At 43.4% G+C, this 25295-nt stretch carries 20 protein-coding genes and 1 other annotated feature; of the genes, 2 read left to right on the top strand and 18 right to left on the bottom strand.

Annotated features, from left to right (window positions below; all coding sequences use genetic code 11):
* Nucleotides 1–11: 11 nt before the first annotated feature.
* On the bottom strand, nucleotides 12–1778 hold the full coding sequence (aspS, locus tag I2483_RS16445; RefSeq protein WP_207278179.1) for an aspartate--tRNA ligase: 1767 nt from the start codon (nucleotides 1776–1778) through the stop codon (nucleotides 12–14).
* A gap of 18 nt (nucleotides 1779–1796) precedes the next feature.
* A complete protein-coding gene (gene hisS, locus I2483_RS16440) occupies nucleotides 1797–3071 on the bottom strand; it encodes a histidine--tRNA ligase (protein WP_207278178.1) in 1275 nt (424 codons plus the stop codon).
* Between the two features lie 308 nt (nucleotides 3072–3379).
* Nucleotides 3380–3615: a binding site (T-box leader), on the bottom strand.
* 149 nt (nucleotides 3616–3764) lie between these two features.
* Here hisS and I2483_RS16435 point away from each other — a divergent pair.
* Nucleotides 3765–5279 (top strand): N-acetylmuramoyl-L-alanine amidase family protein, encoded by a 1515-nt coding sequence (locus tag I2483_RS16435; protein WP_207278191.1) that lies wholly within the window; start codon nucleotides 3765–3767, stop codon nucleotides 5277–5279.
* A gap of 234 nt (nucleotides 5280–5513) precedes the next feature.
* On the opposite strand, the gene dtd is transcribed toward I2483_RS16435, so the two are convergent.
* The 7 genes from dtd to I2483_RS16400 all read right to left on the bottom strand — a co-directional run bounded on the left by dtd (nucleotide 5514) and on the right by I2483_RS16400 (nucleotide 14542).
* A complete protein-coding gene (gene dtd / locus I2483_RS16430; RefSeq protein ID WP_207278177.1) occupies nucleotides 5514–5954 on the bottom strand; it encodes a D-aminoacyl-tRNA deacylase in 441 nt (146 codons plus the stop codon).
* Nucleotides 5955–5970: 16 nt separating this feature from the next.
* The gene (locus I2483_RS16425; protein WP_207278176.1) at nucleotides 5971–8169 is read right to left on the bottom strand and encodes a RelA/SpoT family protein; all 2199 of its coding nucleotides are present in this window, start codon (nucleotides 8167–8169) and stop codon (nucleotides 5971–5973) included.
* A gap of 159 nt (nucleotides 8170–8328) precedes the next feature.
* Nucleotides 8329–8841, bottom strand: a complete 513-nt coding sequence (locus tag I2483_RS16420) for an adenine phosphoribosyltransferase (RefSeq protein WP_067208211.1) — start codon at nucleotides 8839–8841, stop codon at nucleotides 8329–8331.
* A complete protein-coding gene (gene recJ / locus I2483_RS16415) occupies nucleotides 8841–11180 on the bottom strand; it encodes a single-stranded-DNA-specific exonuclease RecJ (protein ID WP_207278175.1) in 2340 nt (779 codons plus the stop codon). The genes I2483_RS16420 and recJ overlap by 1 nt, the downstream gene beginning before the upstream one ends.
* Before the next feature lie 151 nt (nucleotides 11181–11331).
* Nucleotides 11332–11676 carry a LapA family protein gene (locus I2483_RS16410; protein WP_207278174.1) on the bottom strand — a complete coding sequence of 115 codons (345 nt, stop codon included), beginning with the start codon at nucleotides 11674–11676 and terminating at the stop codon, nucleotides 11332–11334.
* A gap of 93 nt (nucleotides 11677–11769) precedes the next feature.
* Nucleotides 11770–14040 (bottom strand): protein translocase subunit SecDF, encoded by a 2271-nt coding sequence (secDF, locus tag I2483_RS16405; RefSeq protein WP_186668605.1) that lies wholly within the window; start codon nucleotides 14038–14040, stop codon nucleotides 11770–11772.
* A 181-nt stretch (nucleotides 14041–14221) separates the two neighbouring features.
* Entirely contained in the window at nucleotides 14222–14542 is a 321-nt protein-coding gene (locus I2483_RS16400) for a post-transcriptional regulator (protein ID WP_207278173.1), read from the bottom strand.
* A gap of 96 nt (nucleotides 14543–14638) precedes the next feature.
* On the opposite strand from I2483_RS16400, the gene I2483_RS16395 reads away from it, so the two are divergent.
* On the top strand, nucleotides 14639–16156 hold the full coding sequence (locus I2483_RS16395) for a putative polysaccharide biosynthesis protein (RefSeq protein WP_207278172.1): 1518 nt from the start codon (nucleotides 14639–14641) through the stop codon (nucleotides 16154–16156).
* On the opposite strand, the gene I2483_RS16390 is transcribed toward I2483_RS16395, so the two are convergent.
* The 9 genes from I2483_RS16390 to I2483_RS16350 all read right to left on the bottom strand — a co-directional run bounded on the left by I2483_RS16390 (nucleotide 16150) and on the right by I2483_RS16350 (nucleotide 25097).
* Nucleotides 16150–16791, bottom strand: coding sequence for a DUF421 domain-containing protein (locus tag I2483_RS16390; protein WP_207278171.1), 642 nt, complete (start codon nucleotides 16789–16791; stop codon nucleotides 16150–16152). The genes I2483_RS16395 and I2483_RS16390 overlap by 7 nt on opposite strands.
* 137 nt (nucleotides 16792–16928) lie before the next feature.
* Nucleotides 16929–17192: a preprotein translocase subunit YajC gene (gene yajC / locus I2483_RS16385; protein WP_207278170.1), complete on the bottom strand. Its 264-nt coding sequence runs from the start codon at nucleotides 17190–17192 to the stop codon at nucleotides 16929–16931.
* 40 nt (nucleotides 17193–17232) lie between these two features.
* Complete coding sequence (gene tgt / locus I2483_RS16380) at nucleotides 17233–18372, bottom strand: tRNA guanosine(34) transglycosylase Tgt (protein ID WP_207278169.1); 1140 nt, start codon at nucleotides 18370–18372, stop codon at nucleotides 17233–17235.
* Between the two features lies 1 nt (nucleotide 18373).
* The gene (gene queA, locus I2483_RS16375) at nucleotides 18374–19423 is read right to left on the bottom strand and encodes a tRNA preQ1(34) S-adenosylmethionine ribosyltransferase-isomerase QueA (protein ID WP_207278168.1); all 1050 of its coding nucleotides are present in this window, start codon (nucleotides 19421–19423) and stop codon (nucleotides 18374–18376) included.
* A 29-nt stretch (nucleotides 19424–19452) separates the two neighbouring features.
* A complete protein-coding gene (gene ruvB, locus I2483_RS16370) occupies nucleotides 19453–20463 on the bottom strand; it encodes a Holliday junction branch migration DNA helicase RuvB (protein ID WP_207278167.1) in 1011 nt (336 codons plus the stop codon).
* A gap of 104 nt (nucleotides 20464–20567) precedes the next feature.
* Nucleotides 20568–21173, bottom strand: a complete 606-nt coding sequence (ruvA, locus tag I2483_RS16365; RefSeq protein ID WP_207278166.1) for a Holliday junction branch migration protein RuvA — start codon at nucleotides 21171–21173, stop codon at nucleotides 20568–20570.
* Between the two features lie 215 nt (nucleotides 21174–21388).
* Nucleotides 21389–22624, bottom strand: coding sequence for an ATP-binding protein (locus I2483_RS16360; protein WP_207278165.1), 1236 nt, complete (start codon nucleotides 22622–22624; stop codon nucleotides 21389–21391).
* Between the two features lie 456 nt (nucleotides 22625–23080).
* A complete protein-coding gene (locus I2483_RS16355; RefSeq protein WP_207278164.1) occupies nucleotides 23081–23950 on the bottom strand; it encodes an aminoglycoside phosphotransferase family protein in 870 nt (289 codons plus the stop codon).
* Between the two features lie 7 nt (nucleotides 23951–23957).
* Nucleotides 23958–25097, bottom strand: a complete 1140-nt coding sequence (locus I2483_RS16350; protein WP_207278163.1) for a LysM peptidoglycan-binding domain-containing protein — start codon at nucleotides 25095–25097, stop codon at nucleotides 23958–23960.
* Nucleotides 25098–25295: the final 198 nt, after the last annotated feature.

The raw sequence follows: 25295 nt of genomic DNA, 5'->3' as shown, positions 1-25295 counted from the left end.
AACTTAACTGATTACCGTTTACTTTTTGGCATCACACGGATTCCAAGTTCAGCTAGTTGAGTATCATCAACGCTGTCAGGGGCTGAAGTTAACAAGCAACTTGCACTCGCTGTTTTCGGAAATGCAATTGTATCCCGCAAGTTCGTTGAACCAGATAACAACATAACAATACGGTCGAGACCGAATGCAATCCCGCCATGCGGAGGTGTCCCATAGTCAAATGCTTCAAGAAGGAATCCGAATTGTTCGTTCGCCTGTTCCTTACTGAATCCAAGAGCCTCAAACATTTTTTCCTGGACATCACGTTTGTAAATTCGAAGTGATCCACCGCCAAGTTCATAACCATTTAAAACAAGGTCATAGGCTTGTGCTTTAACTGTCTCAGGGCTTGTTACTAATTCTTCCACATCTGCTGGCATTGTAAATGGATGGTGTGCTGCCTGGTAGCGACGGGCTTCTTCGTTATATTCGAACAAAGGCCATTCAGTCACCCAAAGGAAGTTGAACTTCGATTCGTCAATTAAGTTGTGATCTTTTCCGAGCTTAGTACGTAGTGCTCCTAATGTATCTGCGACAACTTTATTTTTGTCCGCTACAAACAGCAATAGATCTCCTACTTCAGCATCCGCTGCAGCTTTTAATCCTTCGCCCTCTTCTCCTTCGAAGAACTTCGCGATAGGCCCTTTGAGACCTTCAGCATCGACTTTCAACCAAGCAAGTCCTTTTGCACCGTAGACTGCTGCAAACTCGCCAAGTGCGTCGATGTCCTTACGAGAATAGCTATCTGCTACTCCTTTTACATTGATGAGCTTAACTTGCCCACCTGACTCAATTGCTGCCGTAAATACTTTGAATGAAGAATCTTTAACGACGTCAGAAACATCTGTCAGCTCCAAAGCGAATCGCGTATCCGGTTTATCTGAACCATAGCGTCCCATTGCTTCGTCATAAGGCAGACGTTTAAATGGAATTTGAACATCAATTCCTTTTACATCTTTCATTACCTTTTGCATCATTCGTTCATTTAACTCAATAATTTCTTCAATTGACATGAAACTCATTTCCATATCGATTTGAGTGAACTCGGGCTGGCGATCAGCACGAAGGTCTTCATCGCGGAAACAACGTGCAATTTGATAATAACGGTCGAATCCAGCTACCATCAGCATCTGTTTAAATAGTTGCGGTGATTGTGGCAGTGCGTAAAATTCGCCTTCGTGAACACGGCTCGGTACAAGATAATCGCGCGCGCCTTCAGGTGTAGATTTTGTTAGAATCGGCGTTTCTACTTCGAAAAACCCTTCATCGTCAAGGAAATTACGAACTGTTTTAGTGATATCTGAACGCATTTTGAACGTATTGGCAAGTTTTGGACGACGTAAATCAAGATATCTATATTTTAGTCTAATTTCTTCATTCACGTCTGTCTCATCTTCAATCATGAACGGCGGGTTTTTCGCTTCATTCACAATGTTCAATTCAGTAACTTGAATTTCAATCGAACCTGTTTTCAAAAGCGGGTTTTTCTGGCCATCTGCACGCTCAACAACTAAACCTGTAAGCTCAATTACGAACTCATTGCGCAGTTTGTCCGCCGTTACAATTGCTTCGCTTGAAAAACTTGGGTTAAATACTGCTTGAACGATTCCTGAACGGTCCCGTACGTCGACGAAAATTAGTCCCCCAAGATCTCTTCTTTTTTGAACCCATCCTTGTAATGTAACCGCTTGTCCAATTACCTCTTCTGTCAATTCACCACTATAATGTGTACGTTTCATTACCATCATCCGCCTCTCTTAGCCAATCAATGTTTCTTTAAGTTTTTGAACCAATTCATTAACAGGAACTTTAACTTGCACACCGTCAGCCATATTTTTCAATAAAGCAACGCCTTCAGCTACTTCATCTTCACCAATAAGTACGACTGTCCGAGCATTCAGCCTATCTGCCGATTTCATTTGCGCTTTCATTTTCCGGTCCATATAATCCATATCTGACCGAATGCCAGCTTCTCGAAGTGCACCAAGCAATTTAAAACCTGGACGACGTGCTGTTTCCCCAAGTGTGACGATATAAACGTCAAGTACTGGCTCAGCTTCAAACGACTTCCCTTCAGCCGCCATCGCAAGAAGCAAACGCTCAATACTCATTGCAAAACCGATACCAGGTGCAGAAGGTCCCCCGATTTCCTCAGCGAGACCGTTGTACCTTCCACCGCCGCACAAAGTCGTAATTGCTCCGAATCCTTCTGATGTACTCATAATTTCAAAAGCAGTGTGGTTATAATAATCAAGACCGCGCACAAGATTTGCATCGACTTCATAAGCAATTCCTGCATCGTCGAGATAACCTTTTACATCTGCAAAGTATTGAGCAGATGCTTCATTCAAATAGTCAGCTAATGATGGAGCTGAAGCGATGAGCGGATTACCGCTATCGACTTTGCAGTCCAGTATGCGCAATGGATTCTTTCTTAATCTAGACTGGCAGTCAGAGCAGAATTCTTCAATATGTGGGTTGAAGTGTGCAATGAGCGCTTCGCGATGCGCAATTCTGCACTCCGTATCGCCTAGTGAGTTAATGACAAGTTTCAACTTTGTCAATCCCACACGTTTATAGACGTCCAGTGCCAAGGCAATCACTTCTGCGTCAATCGCAGGATCTGCACTGCCGATTGCTTCTGCTCCAAATTGAACGAATTGACGATAACGTCCTGCTTGCTGACGCTCATAACGGAACATTGGACCCGTGTAGAAAAGCTTTACAGGCTGATCTGGGTAACCGAACATTTTATTCTCCACGAAGGAGCGGACAACAGCTGCAGTTCCTTCTGGTCGCAGCGTCATTGAACGATCGCCTTTATCCATAAAGGTATACATCTCTTTTTGAACGACATCGGTTGTCTCACCTACAAGACGTTGAAATAATTCCGTTTGTTCAAAAATCGGTGTACGGATTTCTTTATAACGATAGATATCACATACTTCGTTAATGATTTTTTCTGCTTGTTGCCATTTCCATGTTTCAGCTGGCAAAATGTCCTGCGTTCCTCTTGGCACTTTAAAATTCATATAAATTCCCCTTTCTAAATAAGGATTGCAGTCTAAGTACGCCACGTCCTGTGGCAATGACTGCATAACCTACTTCCTGTAGGCCCAAGCGTAGGGCGCCGTCCAGACGCGACAGGCATAAGACGGGCCGGCGACGCGGCGTACTTTGCCGCATAGCTGGACTGACTATCTAGGAACCCAGCCTAAGTGCGCCGCGTCCTGCGGCACCGGCTGCGTAACTTACATCCTGTGAGCCCCCGAGCTTCTGGCGCCCGAAGTCTAGACACGTTTAGTCGAGACACAAAAAAAGACCCCCATCCCTTGCCTACGCAAGGGACGAGAGCCTTTATAGCTTCCGCGGTTCCACCCAAATTGACGCAAAGTTTTGCGCCCACTTTAAAACCGGATAACGGCCGGTTCCGTCTGTACTTACTGAATTGAAATCGTTCAGCACAGAGCCTCGATGGTGTTATTCATTGTAAACCGCTGTAGGATGGATTTCAGCCACGTCCGTCCCTCTCTTGTCAGTCAATTATACAATTACTTTCCATGTCGTTGGCATAAATATAAAAAAATTATTGTGTGAGTTAAATTGTTAATTAATCATCATCTTAATGATTCTGCGTCATAGTGTCAACCTTTTTCGATTAATTGTAGTTTTTTGTGGTGAAAACTTCTACAATGGATTATAGGGGGTATGATATTTTGTCGAAAATGAGAAAATGGATGATCGTATTTATACTTTTATTCAGCGTATTCCACGACATTCCAACGGCTAACGCCAATACGGAATCTGTCGTCGTTGATGCGCCATCAGTGCACATCCGGTCTGGTGCCGGGCTTACCTATGCTGTAACAGGATCGTTAAAAAAAGGTGATCAGGTAGAAGTTATTGCTGTTTCTGGAGACTGGTACCAAATCCAGCACGGCAACAGTTCTGGATGGATTGCCTCTTGGCTAACTACTTCCGCAGATAAATCTACTGGGACAAGCACTGCAGTCGTTTCACGCGTCAATCAGCTAAATGTAAGATCCAGCCCTTCCACGAATTCAGCTGTACTCGGTCGGATGGCCGCTGGAGATGAAGCAATTGCCACTGGCAATGACGGTGAATGGACTTCTATTACATTTAACGGCATAAACGGTTGGGTACATACGGATTATATTACAGCGGTAGCAAATCAAACTGCACCACAGGCAACCAATCAAGCTACATCACCCGAGTCATTTACCGTTTCGGTTGATGCACTTAATGTCAGAAAGAATGCAGACCTTTCTTCTAAGCGGATTGGCCTCATTAATCAAGGTGAATCCTATGATGTTAAAGAAGTAAACGGCAATTGGGTCCATATATCATTAGGTAATAACGAATCGGGTTGGGTCTACTCATTCCATGGTACGCTGTCATCGAATGGCAAACAGGCTTCCGAAAGCTCCAATTTAGGTACGGTTACCATCCTGTCAAACGGGACGAATATTCGTGAAGCCGCTACGACTTCTTCACAGATCGCTGCCCTTGCCGATGCAGGTGAAAAGTTTCCAATTGTCAAACAAGATGGTGATTGGTATGAAATTTCTTTACCGACAGGAGCTTCTGCATTTGTTGCCACATGGGTCGTGTCTACGGGCGATGAATCAGTATTGACAGAACCCGTTATTAAAGAATCGATACCACGTGTTGCCGGCACGTTAAAGGGGCTAACTATCGTGATTGACCCTGGTCATGGCGGTAATGACCGCGGCACAACAGGGACGCGAGGGACTGACGAAAAGGATATTACAATTCTCACTTCTGAATTGTTAGTAGCTAAATTAAAAGCTGCAGGCGCGAATGTGATTACAACTCGTGAAACAGACACATATGTATCATTAAGAAAACGAGTCGCTATCAGTAATCAGCATGCTGCGGATGCCTTCATCAGTCTCCATTATGATGCCAATCCCGATTCTAGCGTAGCAGGCTTTACGACGTATTACTCACACGCACATCAACAAGCGCTTGCTTCTTCCGTCAATGAAGGACTTGCTTCATCGGTAAATCTTCGTAACCGAGGATCACAGCCCGGCGATTTCTTAGTTCTTCGTGAGAACAGGCAAAATGCAATTTTGATTGAACTTGGTTTCCTATCAAATTCTGCTGAGGAACGGGCAGTCACTAGCGACATGTTCCGTGAACGTGCAACGCATGGTATCTATCAAGGGCTTCTCGACTACTTCAACACTAATTAACTAGAAATGTTGAAATATAGAACCACATTGAATCCGCTACGGCGCTAGGGGATGCCCCCTTGTAAGGCGCCTTCGCTCAATGTATATAGAAACCCAATCAACAGTAGCATGGAGAAAAATGCATTGTGGCAGCAGGCTGGTACCACACACTGAATAGAATAGAAAAGATCATATCAAACACTCTACACAAGCAAAAAGGACCTTCCCAGGTATTGAGGGAGGTCCTTTTTCATGTTATTTTGAGTCTAGAATAATCGTTACAGGTCCATCGTTAACGAGCTCAACATCCATCATTGCGCCAAAAACGCCTGTTTGAACTCTTAATCCTTCTTCCTCCAATTTACGGTTGAAGTATTCCCATAGCGGTTTTGCCTGTTCGGGTCTTGCCGCTTCTATGAAACTTGGGCGACGTCCCTTTTTCACGTCCCCGTACAAAGTAAACTGTGATACTGAAAGAATATCCCCTCCCACCTCAAGGATTGAGTGGTTCATCTTGCCCTCAGTATCTTCCCATAAACGGAGACCCGCGATTTTCTTCGCCAGATAAGCAGCGTCTTCTTCGCTATCTGCATGAGTTATACCAACGAGTAGCACGTAGCCCTTGTCAATTGAACCCGTTGTCTCCCCCTCGATACGGACAGTAGCTGGACCCGATCGTTGCAACACAACTTTCATCTGTTACACCTTCCAATCAATTAATGACACGTTCCACAGAATAGATATCGCGGATTTGTTTAATCCGATCAACAATTCTTTGCAAATGTGCAATATCCGTAATTTTAATCGTCATATGAATGCGGGCGATTTTGTCACGGTCCGCTTTGCCACTTACCGCAACCATTGGCGTTTTCGTATCCGCGACAACCATCATCACTTCATTCAACAACCCTTGACGATCGAATGCGGACACTTCTATATCAACTAGGAACTCTTTCCTTGAACTAGAAGGTCCAATCGCCCATTCCACGTCGATAATCCGCTCATTCTCGTCATCACCGACCACAATATTAGGGCAGTCGGTACGATGGACGGAAACACCTCGTCCTTTTGTGATGAATCCTACAATTTCATCTCCCGGAACTGGATTACAACATTTCGATAGCCTGATCAGTAGATTGTCAATCCCTTTAACGATAACACCCGATTCAGTCATTTTTTCCGGTTGAGGTGATTTCATATCTGAAACGATTTTATCAATTGTATCTTGCTGTTCGCGTACTTTTCGCAATTTTTCAGCTAGACGATTAACGACCTGCTGAGCGGTTATGCCATTAAAGCCAACTGCCCCATACATATCATCTTCAGATGTGAAGCTGAATTTTTCGATAGTGCGTTTAATATTCTCCTGTGAAAGGACTTCTTTCAGATCGAAATCTTGTGATTTTATTTCTTTTTCAATCATTTCCCGGCCTTTTAGGATGTTTTCTTCCCGAAGTTGTTTCTTGAAAAACTGCCGGATTTTATTTTTAGCCTGAGACGTATTGGCAATTTTCAACCAGTCACGGCTCGGTCCAAGCGATTGCTTCGATGTCAAAATTTCAATAATATCTCCTGTAAACAATTCAGTATCTAGCGGGACCATCTTGCCATTCACTTTTGCACCAATCGTCCGATTTCCAATTTCCGAGTGGACACGGTAAGCAAAATCAATTGGGACCGAACTTGCCGGTAGTTCAATAACGTCTCCATCCGGCGTAAAGACATAGACCATATCCGAGAACAAGTCGAATTTCAGTGATTCCATGAATTCTTCAGCGTTAGAAGATTCGTTCTGGAATTCGAGTATTTCCCTAAACCAAGTCAATTTCGAATCTATATTACTTGGGATTTCGGCTATCGTTTTTCCTTCTTTATATGCCCAGTGTGCTGCAACTCCGAATTCTGCAATTTTATGCATCTCTTCAGTTCGGATTTGCACTTCAAGCGGATCGCCAGCCGGGCCTACAACAGTTGTGTGCAACGACTGGTAAAGATTCTGTTTCGGCATCGCAATATAATCTTTGAACCTGCCAGGCATCGGTTTCCATAGTGTATGAATAATACCAAGGACCGCATAGCAATCTTTAATGCTTGAAACGATAATTCGAACAGCCAGAAGGTCATAGATTTCATTGAACTCTTTCTTTTGGATAACCATCTTGCGATAAATTGAATAAAGATGTTTTGGACGACCTGAAAGATCAGCCTCAATTTCCATCTCTCCAATTTCCGTCTTGACTTGGTCCATAACATTTACTAAATAGTTTTCTCGTTCGACACGTTTGCGCTTCATCATATTGACAATTCGATAATATTGCTGTGGATTCAAATAACGTAAAGCTGTATCTTCAAGCTCCCATTTAATAGCTGATATCCCTAACCGATGGGCAAGCGGTGCAAAAATTTCCAACGTTTCAGCTGCAACACGCCGTTGCTTTTCCTCTGGGACATGTTTTAATGTTCGCATATTATGGAGCCGGTCAGCTAATTTAATAAGAATGACACGAATATCCTGTGCCATCGCCACGAACATTTTACGATGATTTTCTGCCTGTTTCTCTTCTTTGGATTTATATTGTAATTTCTCAAGTTTCGTCACACCGTCGACAAGCATTGCCACTTCTTCGCCAAAATCACGGATGATGTCGTCCCTGCTGATGTCTGTATCTTCCACAACATCGTGAAGGAACCCGGCTGCAACTGTCGAAGGGTCCATTTCCAATTCGGCAAGAATACCCGCAACTTGGACAGGGTGAATGATGTACACTTCACCTGAACTTCTGTGCTGTCCTTCGTGTGCAGTCTTCGCTGCCTCATATGCTTTTTTGACGAACGCAACGTGTTCTTCATTCATATAAGAGGCAACAAGTGTGAATATTTCTTCCGCCGTCATGTCACGATTTTTCGCCATAATATTACCCCTTTCGACTTTATCCGCAAAAATGATTGTATTCCCTATTGTATGTATAAATACATGCTCATGTAAAGGGTTAGTATATGGAAATGTGGTTAACACCTTCGTTCTAGATATATGAAAAGATCCCCCGCTTATTATGGCGGAGGACCTTTTTCAATAGGTAATCAGTGAACGCATGTCATAACCTTGCAATTTTTCACGGCCGCTTAAATACGACAGTTCTATGATAAACGCACAGCCTGCAACAACTCCGCCTAGTTTTTCAACTAGCTCGACTGTCGCACCCACTGTACCGCCTGTCGCAAGAAGATCATCGACAATTAGTACACGCTGACCTGGCTTTATGGCATCTTTGTGAATTGTTAATGTATCTTTTCCATATTCAAGATCATATTCGACCTCAATCGTTTCTCTTGGCAACTTGCCAGGTTTACGGACAGGAGCAAATCCGACTTCCAGTGCATAGGCAACTGGGCAGCCAATGATAAATCCACGGGCTTCAGGGCCTACAATAATATCCGTATTAACTTCTTTCGCAAACTTGACGATTTCGTCTGTTGCGAACTTATAAGCTTGGCCGTTATCCATGATTGTTGAAATATCCTTAAAGCTAATTCCTTTTTTCGGATAATCCGGTACAATCGTCACATATTCTTTCAAATCCATTAGTGTTCCTCCCTGTCGACAATTCCATTTCGCACAGTATCGAACCATTGTTTCAATTCCATATAAGGCGCATATAGCAGTCTTTTCTCAAGCTCAATTTGACGTTCGCGCTCTTTGTAAGCGGGTGCATCCGTCAAATCACGTTTACCGGCCGTTTCCTGAACGAAAACAAAACCATCTTCAATCTTAACAAATCCAAGCTCAGAAAACACCTTTGACATGAAATAAACCGTATCTTTTTTCCACGCTTTATGTTTTGTGAGCTGGGCTCCGTTCGTAACGAAGTCAAATTTCTCGCGTTTTTTCAAGAAACTGTAATACCAGCCAAACTGTTCGCGGTCAGGAATCCCATCAAAATACCTTGATTCGGATGCGTGGAAATGCGCATAGACGCGGTCTGGCTGGACAGAATTCACAAGTTCTTCAAGTTGGGCAACATCGTCCGGTATATCCAAAAGCACGAGATTTCTCGCCCTCGTTATTGTTTCTTGTCCGAATAGAGTAATAACAATTCCCTTCATGGATGATTGGAAATGTGCAACCGTTTGTTCATGGAAAGCTACAAATAACGTATCGTCTAGCGGAATGGTTGGAAGCCATCTGGTTGCTTCACGCACACCGCGCAAATCGAACAGCTGCCACTCATCAGAACGAATATCGCTGATTAATAACTGAGGCTTCTTATTGCCGTTCCATTCATTCACCTGCAAATCTCCCGTAACCGACAACTTTACACCTGGCGTCAGTTGGTCAGCAATAGGACCGAGCCCGAATCCGATGGCATCAAGTGAAACGCCCTCATCCGCTAATTCCAGCTTCATATGATTCTTTGCCGCACCAATTTTCCGCACACTTGTGGCTGTAATGTTCTCAAGCATGTAAATTGGCTTTTCAAAAGCCATGCCAAATGGACGTAGTAGTTCTAGCGATTCCAAAACGCTGACATCAATTTCACTAATCGACAGCGGAACATCGATACGAACTTCAGGTGTAAGCATTTCTTTTGTCAACACTTGAACTGCCTGTTTATTAAGATTTTCACGTAGCGTGACAACGTCTGTAACTGCAAGAGACATACCTGCCGCCATCTGATGACCCCCAAAGTGAGGTAGAAGCTGTGCATTTTTAGATAGCTCGGCAAACAGATCAAAACCAGCAATACTTCTTGCAGACCCTTTCGCAATTCCTGTTTCCCTGTCAATCGACAAGACGATGGACGGACGATAATATTTCTCAGTTAATCTAGAAGCTACAATTCCCACAACACCAGAATTCCAGCCTTCTCCTCCGATAACGAAAACGAGCGGAACTGTATCACCGTACATTTGCAAAATCATGTCTTCCGCTTCTTTAGCTATTTCAGCTACAATCGCTTGCCGTTCTTTATTCAGCGTGTCGAGTTCTTTTGCCAACGTCATAGCAAGCGTTGTATCTTCTGTCTTCAATAGTTGAACTGCCGGGGTAGCATCACCTAGACGCCCAGCCGCGTTCAGACGGGGCCCAATCATGAATCCGATTGACTCCTCTGAGAGTGTTGCTTGTTCGGTGCTAGCGATGCGTGCGAGCGCCTGGATTGCAGGGCGCTTTGACACACGCATCTGTCTAATGCCCTCTTTAACGAAATATCTGTTTTCATCCCGAAGCGGAACTAAGTCCGCAACTGTCCCGATAGCAACTAGTTCAAATAAATCTTCCGGAACATCCTCAAGTAACGCACACGCTAGCTTGAATGCCACACCAACTCCAGCAAGCTCTCCGAACGGATAAGCCCCTTCTGGATGTCGAGGATGGATGATGGCATCTGCTGCTGGTAACACTTCACCAATTTCATGGTGATCTGTAATGATGATGTCCATGCCAAGTGATTTCGCATATGCAATTTCATCGACGCCGGAAATGCCATTGTCTACTGTAATAATAAGCGAAGCCCCTTTTTCGTATAGCTCCAAGAAAAGGTCTTTATTCGGTCCATAGCCATGCTTGAACCGATTGGGTATCGCATAGAACACATCTGCACCCATTCGCTCCAAGGCCGTTGTCAGGACCGTTACACTCGTCACGCCATCACCATCATAATCGCCATAAACAGCAATTTTCTTATCTGTTGCGATTGCCGTTGTTATGAGTGACACTGCTTTGTCCATATCATATAGTAAAAAAGGGTCATGCATACTTGATGCATCCATATGTAAAAAATCTTTTGCCACTTCGGAATCTATTATTCCCCTTGAAGCAAGTATTTTTGCCTGGACAGATGAAATACCGAGATCCTTTGACAACATCGCTACAAGTTCTTCATCCGGTCGATCCACTTTCCATCTTTTCATTGATTCGATCAAATTCCTTCACATCCTTACGTTCATTATAGCGGATGGGCTACGACTCTAAAAGAAAAGACTGTTTTAATTCCACGAAGTAGAAGACCAAACTGATTTCGCTAACAAAAAAGAGCATCTTCCCCGGTATTAGTAGCCGGAAGATGCTCTTCGCTTATACATTTTTGTTTTCGATAAATACTTCGTCATTGGATGGTAAGGCGGTGTACTTTTGCAGTTCTGCAATTTCATTCTGTTGTGCAGCAATTGTTTGCTCTTTGAGAGTCATTTCTTTTTGAAGCTCTTTAATGCGACGGTTTGATTGAAAGGACAGGAACATTGCGACAAACCCACTGACCATCGCACCAAGAAGAGCTGCACCTAAAATAATAAGAATAAGTGGCCACTGTGCTTGTCCAAACACATAATTGACTTGTACCGCATCAACATTAACGACAGCGAAGATAGCGATAATAATAGCGAATAAAAGACCTAACAGCAAATTCCATTGAAATTTCATATAGCTTTCCCCTTTCCTTAAGAAAAAAATAGAACAGAGTATACATAAAGTATACCCCGTTCCATGAATAACCGAAACTTATCATATAGGTTCTTAAACGATAGGTTCGTCTGAGCCCCACTGCTTCTTCGTATCTTCTACTTTAATCGCGCCTTTTTTCTTCATTTCACGTTTTTTCAGATCAAACCAAATTTGAGCTGATATGAAAATCGAAGAATAAGTACCTGCAAACAATCCAATCAGAAGGGCGATTGAGAAGGTTTGAATCGATTCTGCTCCGAATAGCATTAACGCTACTACAACAAATATTACTGTAAGCACCGTATTTACAGAGCGACCAAGTGTCTGACGTAATGATCTGTTGACGATGTCTGCCAATTCTGCTTCATCGTCAATCCGGCCTCGATGGTTAATATTTTCCCGTATACGGTCAAATGTAACAATTGTGTCATTGATGGAGTAACCAACAATGGTCAAGACAGCCGCAATAAACGTGATATCAACCTCTAAACGCAGAATACTGAATATCGCGACCATGAAGAATGCGTCGTGGAAGAGCCCAATAATCGAGGCAACACCCATTCGCCATTCGAAACGGAATGCAACGTATATGATGATTCCAAGCGCTGCGATAAGAAGGGCATAAATTGCATTTTTCGCCAATTCCTTACCGACCGTTGGTGAAACTGTTGAGATATTCGGATCCGAACCATATTCGGCAGCAAGATCCGTTTTAAATTTATTGACTTCCTCTTGTTTGAAGTCTTCTTTAAAGCGTATGACACCGATATTTTTCGTATCGCCAGAGATGACGATATCGTCTGTCGGGTGCCCAATTTTATCAAGATAAGTAGAAAGTTCATCTTTCGTCAATGAATGGTCAGCAAGCACCTCAACACGCGTTCCTTGTGAGAAGTCTATGCCAAGATTTAACTTGAATACACCAAGCATAGCGACACCACTAATTAGTAACACTGCCGAAATGACATAGAACTTTTTACGCGCTCCTACGAAATCGAAACGGTCAAATTTCGTAGTTAGCTCCAGCGTTTCAATTTGTTCTTCAGCTGGATGAATCCTACTTTTCGAAACACCGAATAATGCTGTTTTCCCATCAAACACACCACTATTGACAAGGAGTCCCAAGAGTATGCGTGACCCCCATACAGCCGTCAAGAAGCTGGCTAGAATACTGATGATCAGTATCGTCGCGAACCCTTTAACTGAGCTTGTCCCGAAACTGAACAAAACAACTGCCGCAAGAAGTGTCGTGATATTGGCATCAAGAATGGCAGTGAACGATGATTTCGCTCCAGCCATAAACGATGTCTTAACAGATTTACCGACACGCAATTCTTCTCGTATCCGTTCATACATCAAGATATTCGCATCGACGGCCATACCGACCCCGAGCATAAGTGCCGCAATACCTGGTAGCGTCAACACACCGTTAATAAGTGTGAAGACTAGCAATATAATAAAAATATAGACCGACAATGTAATAACTGCCACAAAACCTGGCAAGCGATAATACACAAGCATGAATAAGAAGATAAGCGAGATACCAATAATCCCCGCAAAGATTGTTTTGTTAAGCGCTTGTTCACCGAACTGCGCGCCGACAGATGTCGAATAAACTTCTTCAAGGTGAACAGGTAGTGCTCCTGCGTTCAAAATTCCCGCGAGGCTCTTCGTCTCTTCTAATGAAAATGACCCTGAGATTTCAACGTTCGATGAGTTAATTGGGTTTTTCACATAAGGAGCAGAAACGAATTTAGGTTTCTCTTTCGTTACTTCCGCCCTAAAAGAATCTTCACCTTCTACAAAGTCTAGCCAGATGACCATTACGTTCTCTGGTGCTTTTTGTGAGATCAATGTTGTAACTTCGCCAAATTTAGTCGGCGATTTCATTTCAAGCGTAACGACGGGGTTACCATTTTCGCCGAAGTTCGCTTTCGCTTTTCCTTCTTTCAGGTCGTTTCCGTCTAGAAGAAGATTGTCATCAGCATCCCTAAATGTCAGGTTTGCCTGAGTAGAAAGTAGCTCCCTAGCTGATTCTTGGTCCTCTACTCCCGCAAGTTGCACGCGAATCCGGTTACCTGACTCGATTTGGATACTTGGTTCACTTACTCCAAGTACGTCAATCCGGCTTGTCAGCGCATTAGCTGTATCTTTAACCATTTCTTCTGTTATTTTTGGGCCGCCTTCTTTCAAAGGCTTAACTTGATAAAGGACTTCAAAGCCGCCCTGTAAATCTAGACCTAGTTTTACATCTTTCACTATCGGATTTGCAGTCGTTCCAATCGTCAAGCCAAACACGACGATTAATAATAGAAACGCTACGATCCGTCCTCTTCTTTTCATAATCCAATTTCCCCCTCTAAATATGGAGCGCAACTGTACGGCATTTATCTATGTACATACTCCTAGAATAGCGACAGCGCCCCCGTGAAAATTGGCGCTGAATACTACACAATTATAAAAACACAATAAGTCTATTATGAAACACAGTCATTCATGTGTCAAATGACCGTGTTTTACCCAATCATAACTCACTTTTCGATTTTTGTGGTGTCAGTAAGATTTGTAGTTCTTCGCTGTTCAAGTCGGAAAACCAGTTTGCACCTCGTTGTTCTTCAATCTGTGTAAACGTCATATATTCTGCTGGTGAGATTTTGAGGATTCCATTTGCAATTTCATGCATCCCCATTTCCTCGATATTTCTTTTACGCCATTTCTTCTGGACACAAAATGTCCAAATATCCTCTTCGGTTACTGTTGTATAACCGTACAGATGAAATTCAGTCTTTTTGCTTTCAATTGCAGGCAGCATATGGGTGAATAGTTGTCCGTATCGTCTTGGCATATTTCCCATCCCTTTCCTGGACAGTCGTAAGTACGGATATTTCTGCATAGGTTTAGTGTATATGAAATGACCGGAATTGAGAAGGAGTTGTTTAAATTGTCTTCATTCATCCGCGGAACTGTCGTCCTGATGGTTGCCGTCTTCCTAACCAAGCTTTTAGGATTCGTCTTCCGGATTCAATTCATGCGGATTGCAGGCGAAGAGGCGGTCGGCATCTACATGACTGCTTATCCCGCCTTTATCTTTTTCCTGTCACTTGTCCAGCTTGGTGTACCAATCGCCATAGCAAAAGTGATTGCCGAACTCGAAGCGAAAGGGCAATCCGTAAGAATCCCTTCCCTCATGAAGACAGCTTCCTTCATCACCATTTTGACAGCAGTCGTTTTTATCCCAGCTTCTATCTTGTTCGTTCCCTACTTAGCTGAAACGCTTCTTGGCAATTCAGCTTCGTCCACTACATTGTACGTCGGAATCGCAATTGTGCCAATCGCCGCCATTGGAGGCTTGATCCGTGGATATTTCCAAGGTATCGCACGAATCGAAGAAACAGCGTGGTCACAAATCATCGAACAAATATGCCGTATTGCGCTAATCACATGGCTCTTGCCACATCTTTTGATAGCCGACAATACAGCACTGAGTGCCGCTTATGCGATGGGTATTACGCTTCTTGCGGAAATGCTATCAGTCCTATATTTGCTGTTCAAATATAGGCAACAGAAAAAACGCGGACCAAAACAGCAAGGGAAACTTAAGCGCTATCCTATGGAACCTCTGCTAGCCATCGCATTGCCATCATCAGGCAGTCGCCTGTTCGGTACGTTTACTTGGTTCCTAGAGCCGATTATCTTTCTTCGGGCACTTGCGTTTTCGGGAGTTTCAGCTGTTGCTGGTACAACGTTGTATGGCATTGTATCTGGTGTACTCGTACCGTTACTCCTATTCCCAGCTTTCATCCCATACGCCTTGTCTGTTGTCCTGGTTCCTGCTGTAAGCGGAGCAGTCGCATCAAATAATACGAGCAAACTGAAAGAACGGATTCATCTGTCCTTGCGCTTATCCGCTCTAACAGGTACTTTTGCAGCAACTGTGTTTTTTATTCATGGTGAGGATTTAGCAGTAAAGTTATTCCATGTAACTCAGGGTGCTTCTTATATGGCGTTACTTGCTCCTGTTTTTTTCTTTTATTATATTCAAGGACCACTTTATTCAATTTTACAAGCCACTGGCGATGCCAAGGCAGGGATGATGAACTCCGTATACGGCGGTATTGCAAAACTGGCGGTCATGTTCATCCTTGCCTCCCAACCTGGTCTACAGGTAACAGGGGCAGTCCTTGCAATCGGCTTCGGTGTACTTATTACATCATTCCTTCATATAGCAACACTTCGGAAAAACAAATCGACCGCTTCCGGCTTCACTATATTCGCTTTGCCCTATGCTTCCTTTATCATGACTTGTATTATGAGGCCCATTTTCATCCCGATTGGGGACTTCGGATTATTTATGGAATGCGCGATTACATCAATTTTCCTTCTTGCGATTCTTATTTTAACGGGTCAAGTTAAAAAAAGTGACCTATTCCTATTCAAGAAACTGTTGAAAAATCATTGATACTCGTCTTTCAACTGAAACTTCAGTTCATTATTCTCATATGAACAATAGAAAATCTGTTTCACATCATTCACTCCCAGTTGCTGAAGTCCTTTTACAAGCCATTCTTCTGTTTTACCGATAAGTGCTAGATGTCTAGATTGAATAAAACCGTCTGAAATTAGCGCAAGAACAGGTTGGACATCATCGTGTTTGAATACAGACAGATTTCCAGACGGCTCTAAATAAGCGAATGATACTTCATGAACGGAGCCAATCTGTTGCTCGCGAAGCTGTTGGAATAAATCATCCAGATTGTAGCGCTGTTTTCGCATTTCTTGCTCCAGTATTATTCCATGTCTAATAATAAGTGTCGGTTCACCGTCGACGATGTCTCTGAATTTTTTACTTTTTAATGAGAAATAAGAAGAAACGAGTTGGATTACGAGCAGAACAAGCATTGGCACAATAGAGTGCATCAGTTTCTTATCAGGGGAATCAAGTGCAAATGCGGCAACTTCTGCCATAATAACGAAGACAACAACATCAATAATCCCTAGCTCCCCGACTTCACGTTTCCCCATAATTCGTAAGATGACTAAAATGAGAATATACAGAAACACAGTTCGGAAACTGATGATTAGTAAATCATTCATAACTAAGATCTCTCCCTTTTAAGAAAGGATGCCCTTTACCCTAATGCTTGTATACATGCTTATTATCGAAAAAGAAGCGATTGCCTGAACGGGAAATTTCCCACTCAGCCAATCGCCTCTTCATATTCTTACAAGACTTAAATTGATTGCGTTACTCGTCCAACAGCTTGTCTGTCGAACTGCAAAGTCGTACCTTCAGAAACTTTAAGGAAAACTGATGAATCATCTACAGCGTCGATTGTGCCGTGAATGCCGCCGATTGTAATAACCTTATCTCCGCGTTTTAAATCTCCTTGCATCTGCTTCGTCGCTTTCTGTTTCTTTTGCGCCGGTCTGATAAGCAAGAACCACATCACTGCGAACATCGCAACGAATGGTAATAGTTGTGCTACTGAACCCATATATATATCCCCCCTTCAATCAAGATTCATTATACAAGATTTAAAAGTTTTTTGCATTCGGTTTATTAAATCCGTAGCTTTCAAAAAACTCTTCACGGAAATCACCGAGTCGATCTTGGCGAATTGCATCCCTAACTTGCTCCATTAAATTAAGAAGGAAGTGGAGATTATGATAAGACGTCAATCTGATTCCGAATGTTTCATCCGCTCTAATAAGATGGCGAATGTAAGCCCGGCTGTACGTTTTACAAACATGGCAGCTACATTTTTCATCTAGAGGACGGAAATCACGTTCGAATTTCGCATTACGGATATTCAAACGTCCTTCACTTGTCATAAGCGTACCGTTTCGCGCAATACGAGTTGGTAAAACACAGTCGAACATATCAATTCCGCGGATAGCGCCGTCAATAAGTGAGTCCGGCGAACCGACACCCATCAAGTAACGCGGCTTGTCCTGTGGTAGAAGTGGTGTTGTGTGTTCAAGAATCCGGTTCATAATATCTTTCGGCTCTCCAACAGACAAGCCACCGATTGCATAGCCCGGGAAATCAAGTGACACAAGATCTTTTGCACTTTGAGCGCGTAAATCCTCAAATTCGCCACCTTGTACAATGCCAAATAGGGCTTGGTCTGCCGGACGTGCATGTGCTCCTAGGCATCTTTCGGCCCATCTAGATGTTCGTTCAACGCTGGCTTTCATGTATTCATGCGTAGCAGGGAACGGCGGACATTCATCGAAAGCCATCATAATGTCTGCACCAAGTGTATTCTGGATTTCCAACGCTTTCTCAGGGCTAAGGAACAGTTTACTACCGTTCAGATGATGTCTGAAATGGACACCTTCCTCTTCGATTTTACGGAATTCACTAAGTGAAAACACTTGGAAACCGCCTGAGTCAGTCAGAATCGGTCTATCCCAGTTCATGAACTTATGTAGTCCGCCCGCCTCTCCAACAATATCCTGACCCGGACGAAGCCATAGATGATAGGTATTACTTAAAATAATGCCTGCTCCAACTTCTTTCAACTCTTCAGGTGACAATGTTTTGACTGTCGCCTGTGTACCAACTGGCATAAATGCTGGTGTTTCAAATGAACCGTGCGGTGTATGGACGATTCCAAGACGTGCTCCGGTTTGTTTACATGTTTTGATATGTTCGTATGTGACTGCTGTCATTTTATGATTCCTTCCTTTGTGACGGTTTGATGAACATTGCATCTCCAAAGCTGAAGAAGCGATATTTTTCCGCAACCGCCCGGTTATATGCTGCTAGAATATGCTCTCTAGTTGTTAGTGCTGAAATAAGCATGATCAACGTCGATTTAGGTAAATGAAAATTGGTTAATAGTCCATCCAAAATACTGAATTCATAACCTGGATAGATGAAAATCGACGTCCAGCCACTTGAAGGCACTATTTTACCGCCATTTTCCGAAGCGATTGTCTCAAGTGTCCGCGCAGACGTCGTGCCGACCGCGATTACACGCCCACCTTGCGCTTTTGCTTCATTTATTGCATCCGCTGTTTGTTCAGTGACATGATAGTATTCAGAATGCATCGTATGATCCTCAATCGTATCTGCACTGACTGGACGGAATGTGCCAAGGCCAACATGCAGTGTGATAAATGCAATGTTGACGCCTTTATGCCGTATACTTTCCAGGATTTCATCGGTGAAATGAAGCCCTGCAGTCGGCGCGGCTGCCGAACCCCGTTCTCTCGCAAACACGGTCTGATAGCGCGCTTGATCATCCAGCGTTTCAGTAATATAAGGCGGTAGTGGCATTTGCCCTAGTTCATCTAGGATTTCATAAAAGATCCCGTCATAGATGAATTTGAATGTACGTCCGCCTTGTTCCAAAATGCCCGTGCATTCTGCCTTCAGACGTCCGTCACCAAATGTGACAATCGTGCCAAGCTTCACACGTTTCGCAGGTTTTGCAAGCGTTTCCCACTCATCATCTGCCGTTTGCTTCAATAGTAATACTTCAATCATTGCCCCAGTATCTTCTTTCACACCCATCAATCGCGCCGGCAAGACCCGCGTATCATTCAGTACGAGCATATCCCCTGACTCAAGTTCATCGAGAAGATCGCGAAAATGACGGTGCTCCACATCCCCCGTCTCTGGGTCGAGGACCATAAGACGGCTTGCTGTGCGGTCTAGCAACGGCGTTTGTGCAATAAGATTATCTGGTAAATCGAAATCAAAATCATTTACATCCATCGTCTATAAATTCTCCCTTTATAATTGAATTAGAAATCGTTGTGCTCGGGAACTGGATAGCCGAAGTGTTCGTATGCAAGACGAGTCGCAATCCGCCCGCGCGGTGTCCGCTGGATAAAACCGATTTGAAGAAGATACGGTTCATAGACATCTTCGATTGTTACCGACTCCTCGCCAATACTTGCAGATATCGTATCAATTCCAACAGGTCCGCCACGAAAGCGTTCAATCATCCCTGTAATCAACTTATGGTCAATATGATCTAGACCATGTGAATCGACTTGCAGCATTTCTAGTGCTTCATTTGCCATTTCCATTGTAATGCTCCCATTGCCTCTTACTTGTGCATAATCTCGCACACGGCGCAACAGGCGGTTTGCAATACGAGGAGTTCCACGAGAACGGCGGGCAATTTCAACCGCGGCCTGCCCATCGATTGCCACTTCAAAAAGGCCAGAGCTACGTACTACGATCTCCTTGAGTGGCGCAACATCGTAATATTCGAGCCGCAGGGGAACGCCGAACCTGTCCCTTAGTGGCGCTGATAATGCCCCCGCGCGGGTTGTTGCCCCAATCAGGGTGAATGGCGGCAAATCTAGCCGGATAGACCGTGCTGAAGGACCTTTCCCGACAACGATATCTAGACAAAAATCTTCCATTGCAGGATACAACACTTCTTCAATTGCCCGGTTCAACCTGTGGATTTCATCAATGAATAGCACATCCCCCGGTTCAAGAGATGATACGACCGCTGCGAGATCACCAGGGCGTTCAATTGCAGGGCCGCTGGTCATTCGTATGTTGACGTCCATCTCATTGGCAATGACGGTTGCAAGCGTTGTCTTCCCGAGACCCGGTGGACCGTACAATAAGACATGATCCAAACTTTCGCTACGGCCTTTTGCTGCTTCGATGAAAATACCGAGGTTTTCCTTCACTTTTTCCTGTCCGATATACTGACTCAGAAATTGCGGTCTAAGTGATTGTTCAAACCGTTCATCGAAATCCGATACTTCTCCCGAAATAACACGTTCCTCCATTGTCCGTCCCCCTTTCTACTGTTGTTATATAGGTTTAAATAAAGAATTCCATTGAATTCGCTTAGTTTAAACCCGGGATTCAATACTTCAGTTTATACATACAATTAACCCTGCTTCAATAATAACCGAAGTGCCATTTTCATGTATCCTTCTGTATCGAGTTCTTCTTTTTCTAATTTCGGCTTTACTTTCGTCAGCTCGCGCTGGGAGTAACCAAGTGCTTCTAGCGCAAGTATCGCTTCATCAAGCGCACCATTTTCGGCCATTGTCAGAAGTGTTATATCCTCATCCGGCATGTCCATTGCATTAAACAGATCATACAACTTCCCCTTCAAATCGAGGATCATCTGCCGAGCCGTCTTTTTTCCAACTCCCGGAAATTGAACAAGGAACGTTTCGTCCTCCCGTTCAATTGCACCAATCACCTGGGAAGGAATGCCGCTAGCGAGTATAGCCAAAGCACCTTTTGGACCAATACCTGATACCGTGATCAGCTTTTTAAACAATTCCCGTTGTTCCAGAGATTTGAATCCAAGAAGCAACTGGATATCTTCACGGACATGTAGATAAGTGAACACTTGTTGTATATCTTCTGTTTTATGAAAAGCATACGGATTGGGCGTCATGATGAGCCAGCCAATCCCACCTTGTTCGAGTGTGATATGTTCAGGCGTCACACGTGTGACTTGCCCTTTTATGTAGTCATACACGCTATTCTCCCCCTATATATGTAGAATTAATTATACCATACGAACGCACTTTCTACCTTCTACTTGAATCAACCACAATTACGCCAAGCTATAACTGATCTAAGTTTATCCCGCAAAAGAAAAGATGACCGCTTTGTTGGCGGTCATCAGTAATTTACTCGCATCAGTCTTGATTACACTTATCATAACAATTACCGCACTATTTATCAATACAGTTAGACCGGTATGTATAACAGAAAAGTTGTTCCCTTCCCTACTGTACTTTTCACTTTAATTTCACCTTTAATATTCCTGATTGTGCTATAAACCATGAACATTCCAAGGCCAGTCCCTTCTTGTTTTGTAGAGTAATAAGGTTTTCCCATTTGTGAAATCCCTTCTCTTGTCATGCCGCTTCCACTATCTTGAATCTTTATCAAGATGTTCTTCTTGTGTTCCGTCACATCAACATAAAGCATGCCGCCATGTTCTTGCATCGATTCAATACCGTTTTTAACTAAATTAATAAGGCATTGTTGCATTTGATTTTCATCATATGTTGTTTTTAGTGTATTTGTTAAACGAACTAGAATTTTAACTTGATTCATTTTTGCATACGGTTGCATAATATTCTCGACGTACTTTATGTCATTTTTAAAATCAGAGAAAACCATATGTTCACTCTGCGGTTTCGAAAACGTTAAAAAGTCACTAACAATAGTTTCTGCTCGCTCTAATTCTTTCAACGAGAATTCAATATATATTTTTTCTTCAGCGGTAATCGTTTTGGACTCATTTAACAGTTGAAGAAACCCGCTCGTTACAGTAAGTGGATTTCTGATTTCATGTGCAATACTTGCCGAAAAATGGCTAACGTCTCTCATTCTTTCTGCTTGCATATACATTTCGCGTCTTTTGATGTTCGTGATAATTTTCTCTATTAAAGCCATTAGTATAAAAACTGCCATTAGATAAGTACTAAGCGTATAAAATGCTAAGTCCCAAAATTCACTTGTCAGTTCAGGGAATTTAAAGCTTAACGTGAAAAAATAATACGTCATAGTAATAAAAGTGACGCATATCGCATAAAAAATTCGAAAGCGCGAGCTTTGTTGCAAAAATTTCGCACTTAATAAAGGCACCAAAATAAGGACTATTGTCGAGAGCGCAAGTGATTGATAAATCCCATCTCCACCGATAAAGAACCGATAAGCATTTAAAATGAAATAAAGTGGAAAGGCCATTTTGTACCCGCCAAAAAGGGCAGCAATAATAAATGGAATATATCTTAAATCAACGATATACCCTAACTCCAATCTAACTGGGAAAGCCATACAAAAAATGAGCGTCACAGAGGACAATAAAATAAACAGATATTTATTGAAATTAGTCAAACCATTTTCAATGAAAATTACAGCAATTAGAATCGGAAAGAGTAAAAACAAAAAGTTCAACAATAATGTTTCAATCAAAAGAAATCTCCTTCCTACGGCTCTAATTACGTAATTATTATTTTGCTATATATTCGGCACTACTAATTTCGAATTAACTAGGTGGAATACTTCACCCGTATAACGAACTAATCTAGCAAAAGAGCAATAAGACCATGGAGTAATGCAGTTCAACCCCACCCCAGTGATCTTCTGACAGTTTTTTTGCGTTCAGCCATTACAAAACGGCTAAGCGATGTTGGAATAACATTCTATTTGTTAAGTGCCTATTATATAGATGTACACACAATTAAATTGTACACTATTTCACGGTTCTATATGTATATATTTTTCATTGTTATCTATCACAATAAATATCCATCCACCATTCTTAAACGGTGGATGGATAGTATAATGAATCCTATTTAATGGGATTAATCTTAGTCTTCTGCTTTTAGTGTCTTTATCACGCTAAAAGTCCGACGATTACCTTTTCCACTATCTGTTAATCCGTTCTACATCATACCATAATTTAGGCCAATGCGAGAGTGCGGACTCGGTAAAGGGGACCAATTGCTTCGCCTGTCTTTCTCTTCTAGATGGTGACAACGAAAAGAAATGAAGCCATTCACGAAGTATTTCATTCGGAAATAGGAGCAGTGTCTTGGAAGCATAATCTAATCTTCGCAACGACGGCTGTTCTTCAAACAGAAAATCAATGTCATAGTCGATTTGTGGCAGCACCCGATGAATCCAGAGCGCAATCTCAGTGCCGGCCGGTCCCGTGCTTGCTAGATCGAAATCAATGAAACGGATGATGCCATCTCTATCACGCAAAATATTATGATGGACGACATCACCGTGAAGCAATGTACCATCCAGATTATCTTTATAGGTTTTCTTCACTGCGCTAATCGCGTTCAATGCGTAAAACAGGATTTCATCGACAAGGCCTTTTTCAATATACGCCTCACAAGCCCCGCTAATTTCACGGAAACGACTTATCCGGTCTCCCCACTTCGCGATAAGTGGGTACGGATGTAAATAAGGTGAGGCGTGCCAGTCAAGTTGTGCTTTGGTTTCATGAAGGGCATGAAGAGCAGCAAGTGAATCCGTCCGATCTGCCCTCTTCTTGAAGTTGACCGCCTTCGCGCCATCTAACCACGGCTGAACAAACATAAGTTTATTGTCTTGAGGCACGACATCTACAATATTTGTGAAAGAAACAGAATGAAGGGCATCATGTACACGGTGTACTTTCATCGCGGTGGAGTTGGAATGATATCGCTTCACCGAAAAGCGTTTGCCATCTTTCTCAAGTTTCCACACATTATCTTTTATTTTTTCTAATTTTCCATCCAGCTCCATATGCCGGTCAATACGCCCCGAACCAGTTGGAACCTTGATTAGGAGGCATTCCAGAATAAGGAGTTGCCTGTTGCATGCATGAAGGGCAATTGCACGGTTGACCGTAAAATATCGGTATCATCATTTGCTGACGATGGGGTTGGTGGTGTTGCGGCCCTTCGCAACCACATCCACATCCGCCGCAACCGGGATGATGAACCGGGTGTTGCATTGCAGGATAACCGAATTGTGCAGGATTCCACTGACCTTGCATAGCTGGTGATATAGCCTGCGGCACGTAACCCGGCCCAGGCGGACACGGAGCAGAAGGTTGCAGGTCAAATTCTGGTGATGCTTCTTGCATAAATTCTGGTGAACACTCAGCGGCTGGTTTCATAACCATTTCGGCCGTTTCTTCAAACATGAAATCAGGGGATTCGAGCAACTGCCACCCTTCTACCATAGGTATTCCTAAGGGAGATGTTGCAGGGCCCTGCCCAGAAAAGATTGGTGATTCTTGTTCATACATCGGTGGTTCTGAACTTGGCATCGCCTGAATTTGTCCCGAATGCATGAACGGGAAACAATCTGCGTCAAAAATCGGCATCCATCCACATGGAATACCTATCATCGGATGCATTGGCATTGGCATCGGCATCGGCATCGGCATCGGCATTTGCGCCTGCGGAGGCGCTGGCATCGGTGTCGGTGTCGGCGTCGGCGTCGGTAATGGTATCGGAGCCGGTACTGGTGTTGGTTTAGATGGTGGTACTGGCGTTGGTGGTCTCGGTGTTGGCATTGGCGGTCTTGGCGCTGGTGGTCTTGGTACTGGTTTCACCGGTCCCTTCCCGTGTTCGGGATGCTTGACGTGCTCAGGGTGCTTGACATGCTCAGGTTGTTTGATGTGCTCAGGATGCTTGATGTGCTCAGGGTGCTTGACGTGCTCAGGGTGCTTGACATGCTCAGGGTGCTTGACGTGCTCAGGGTGCTTGACGTGCTCATTCGTTCCATGGTGCTGTCTTTTCGGCAAGAAAATTTTCATTCCAGGTACGATATAATCTGGATTAGCAAGATGCGCATTCACCCGCTTTAGCTCTTCAAACGGGATACCGTATTGACGCGCAATCTTCCAAAGCGTATCCCCTTTTACAACAATATGGACTTCCACTTAAAAATTTCCCCCTTCCGTCAATCCATCGTATGAACGGACGCCCGTCTGTGTGACGCTCATATTTAACGAGATATCCTCTCTAGCCATGTATATGCGGGAGTGGGGAATTTATTCTAAAGAAAAGCGGAAGGCGCCTTCTAGACGCGACAGGCATAAGTCGATCCAGCGACGTGGCGCTCTTTGCCACATAGCTGG

Source organism: Sporosarcina sp. E16_3, assembly GCF_017347125.1.
In the GTDB taxonomy this organism is placed as follows: Bacteria; Bacillota; Bacilli; order Bacillales_A; family Planococcaceae; genus Sporosarcina.
The sequence above is the reverse complement of the archived record's forward strand: the minus strand, read 5'-3'. Positions and strand labels throughout refer to the sequence as shown.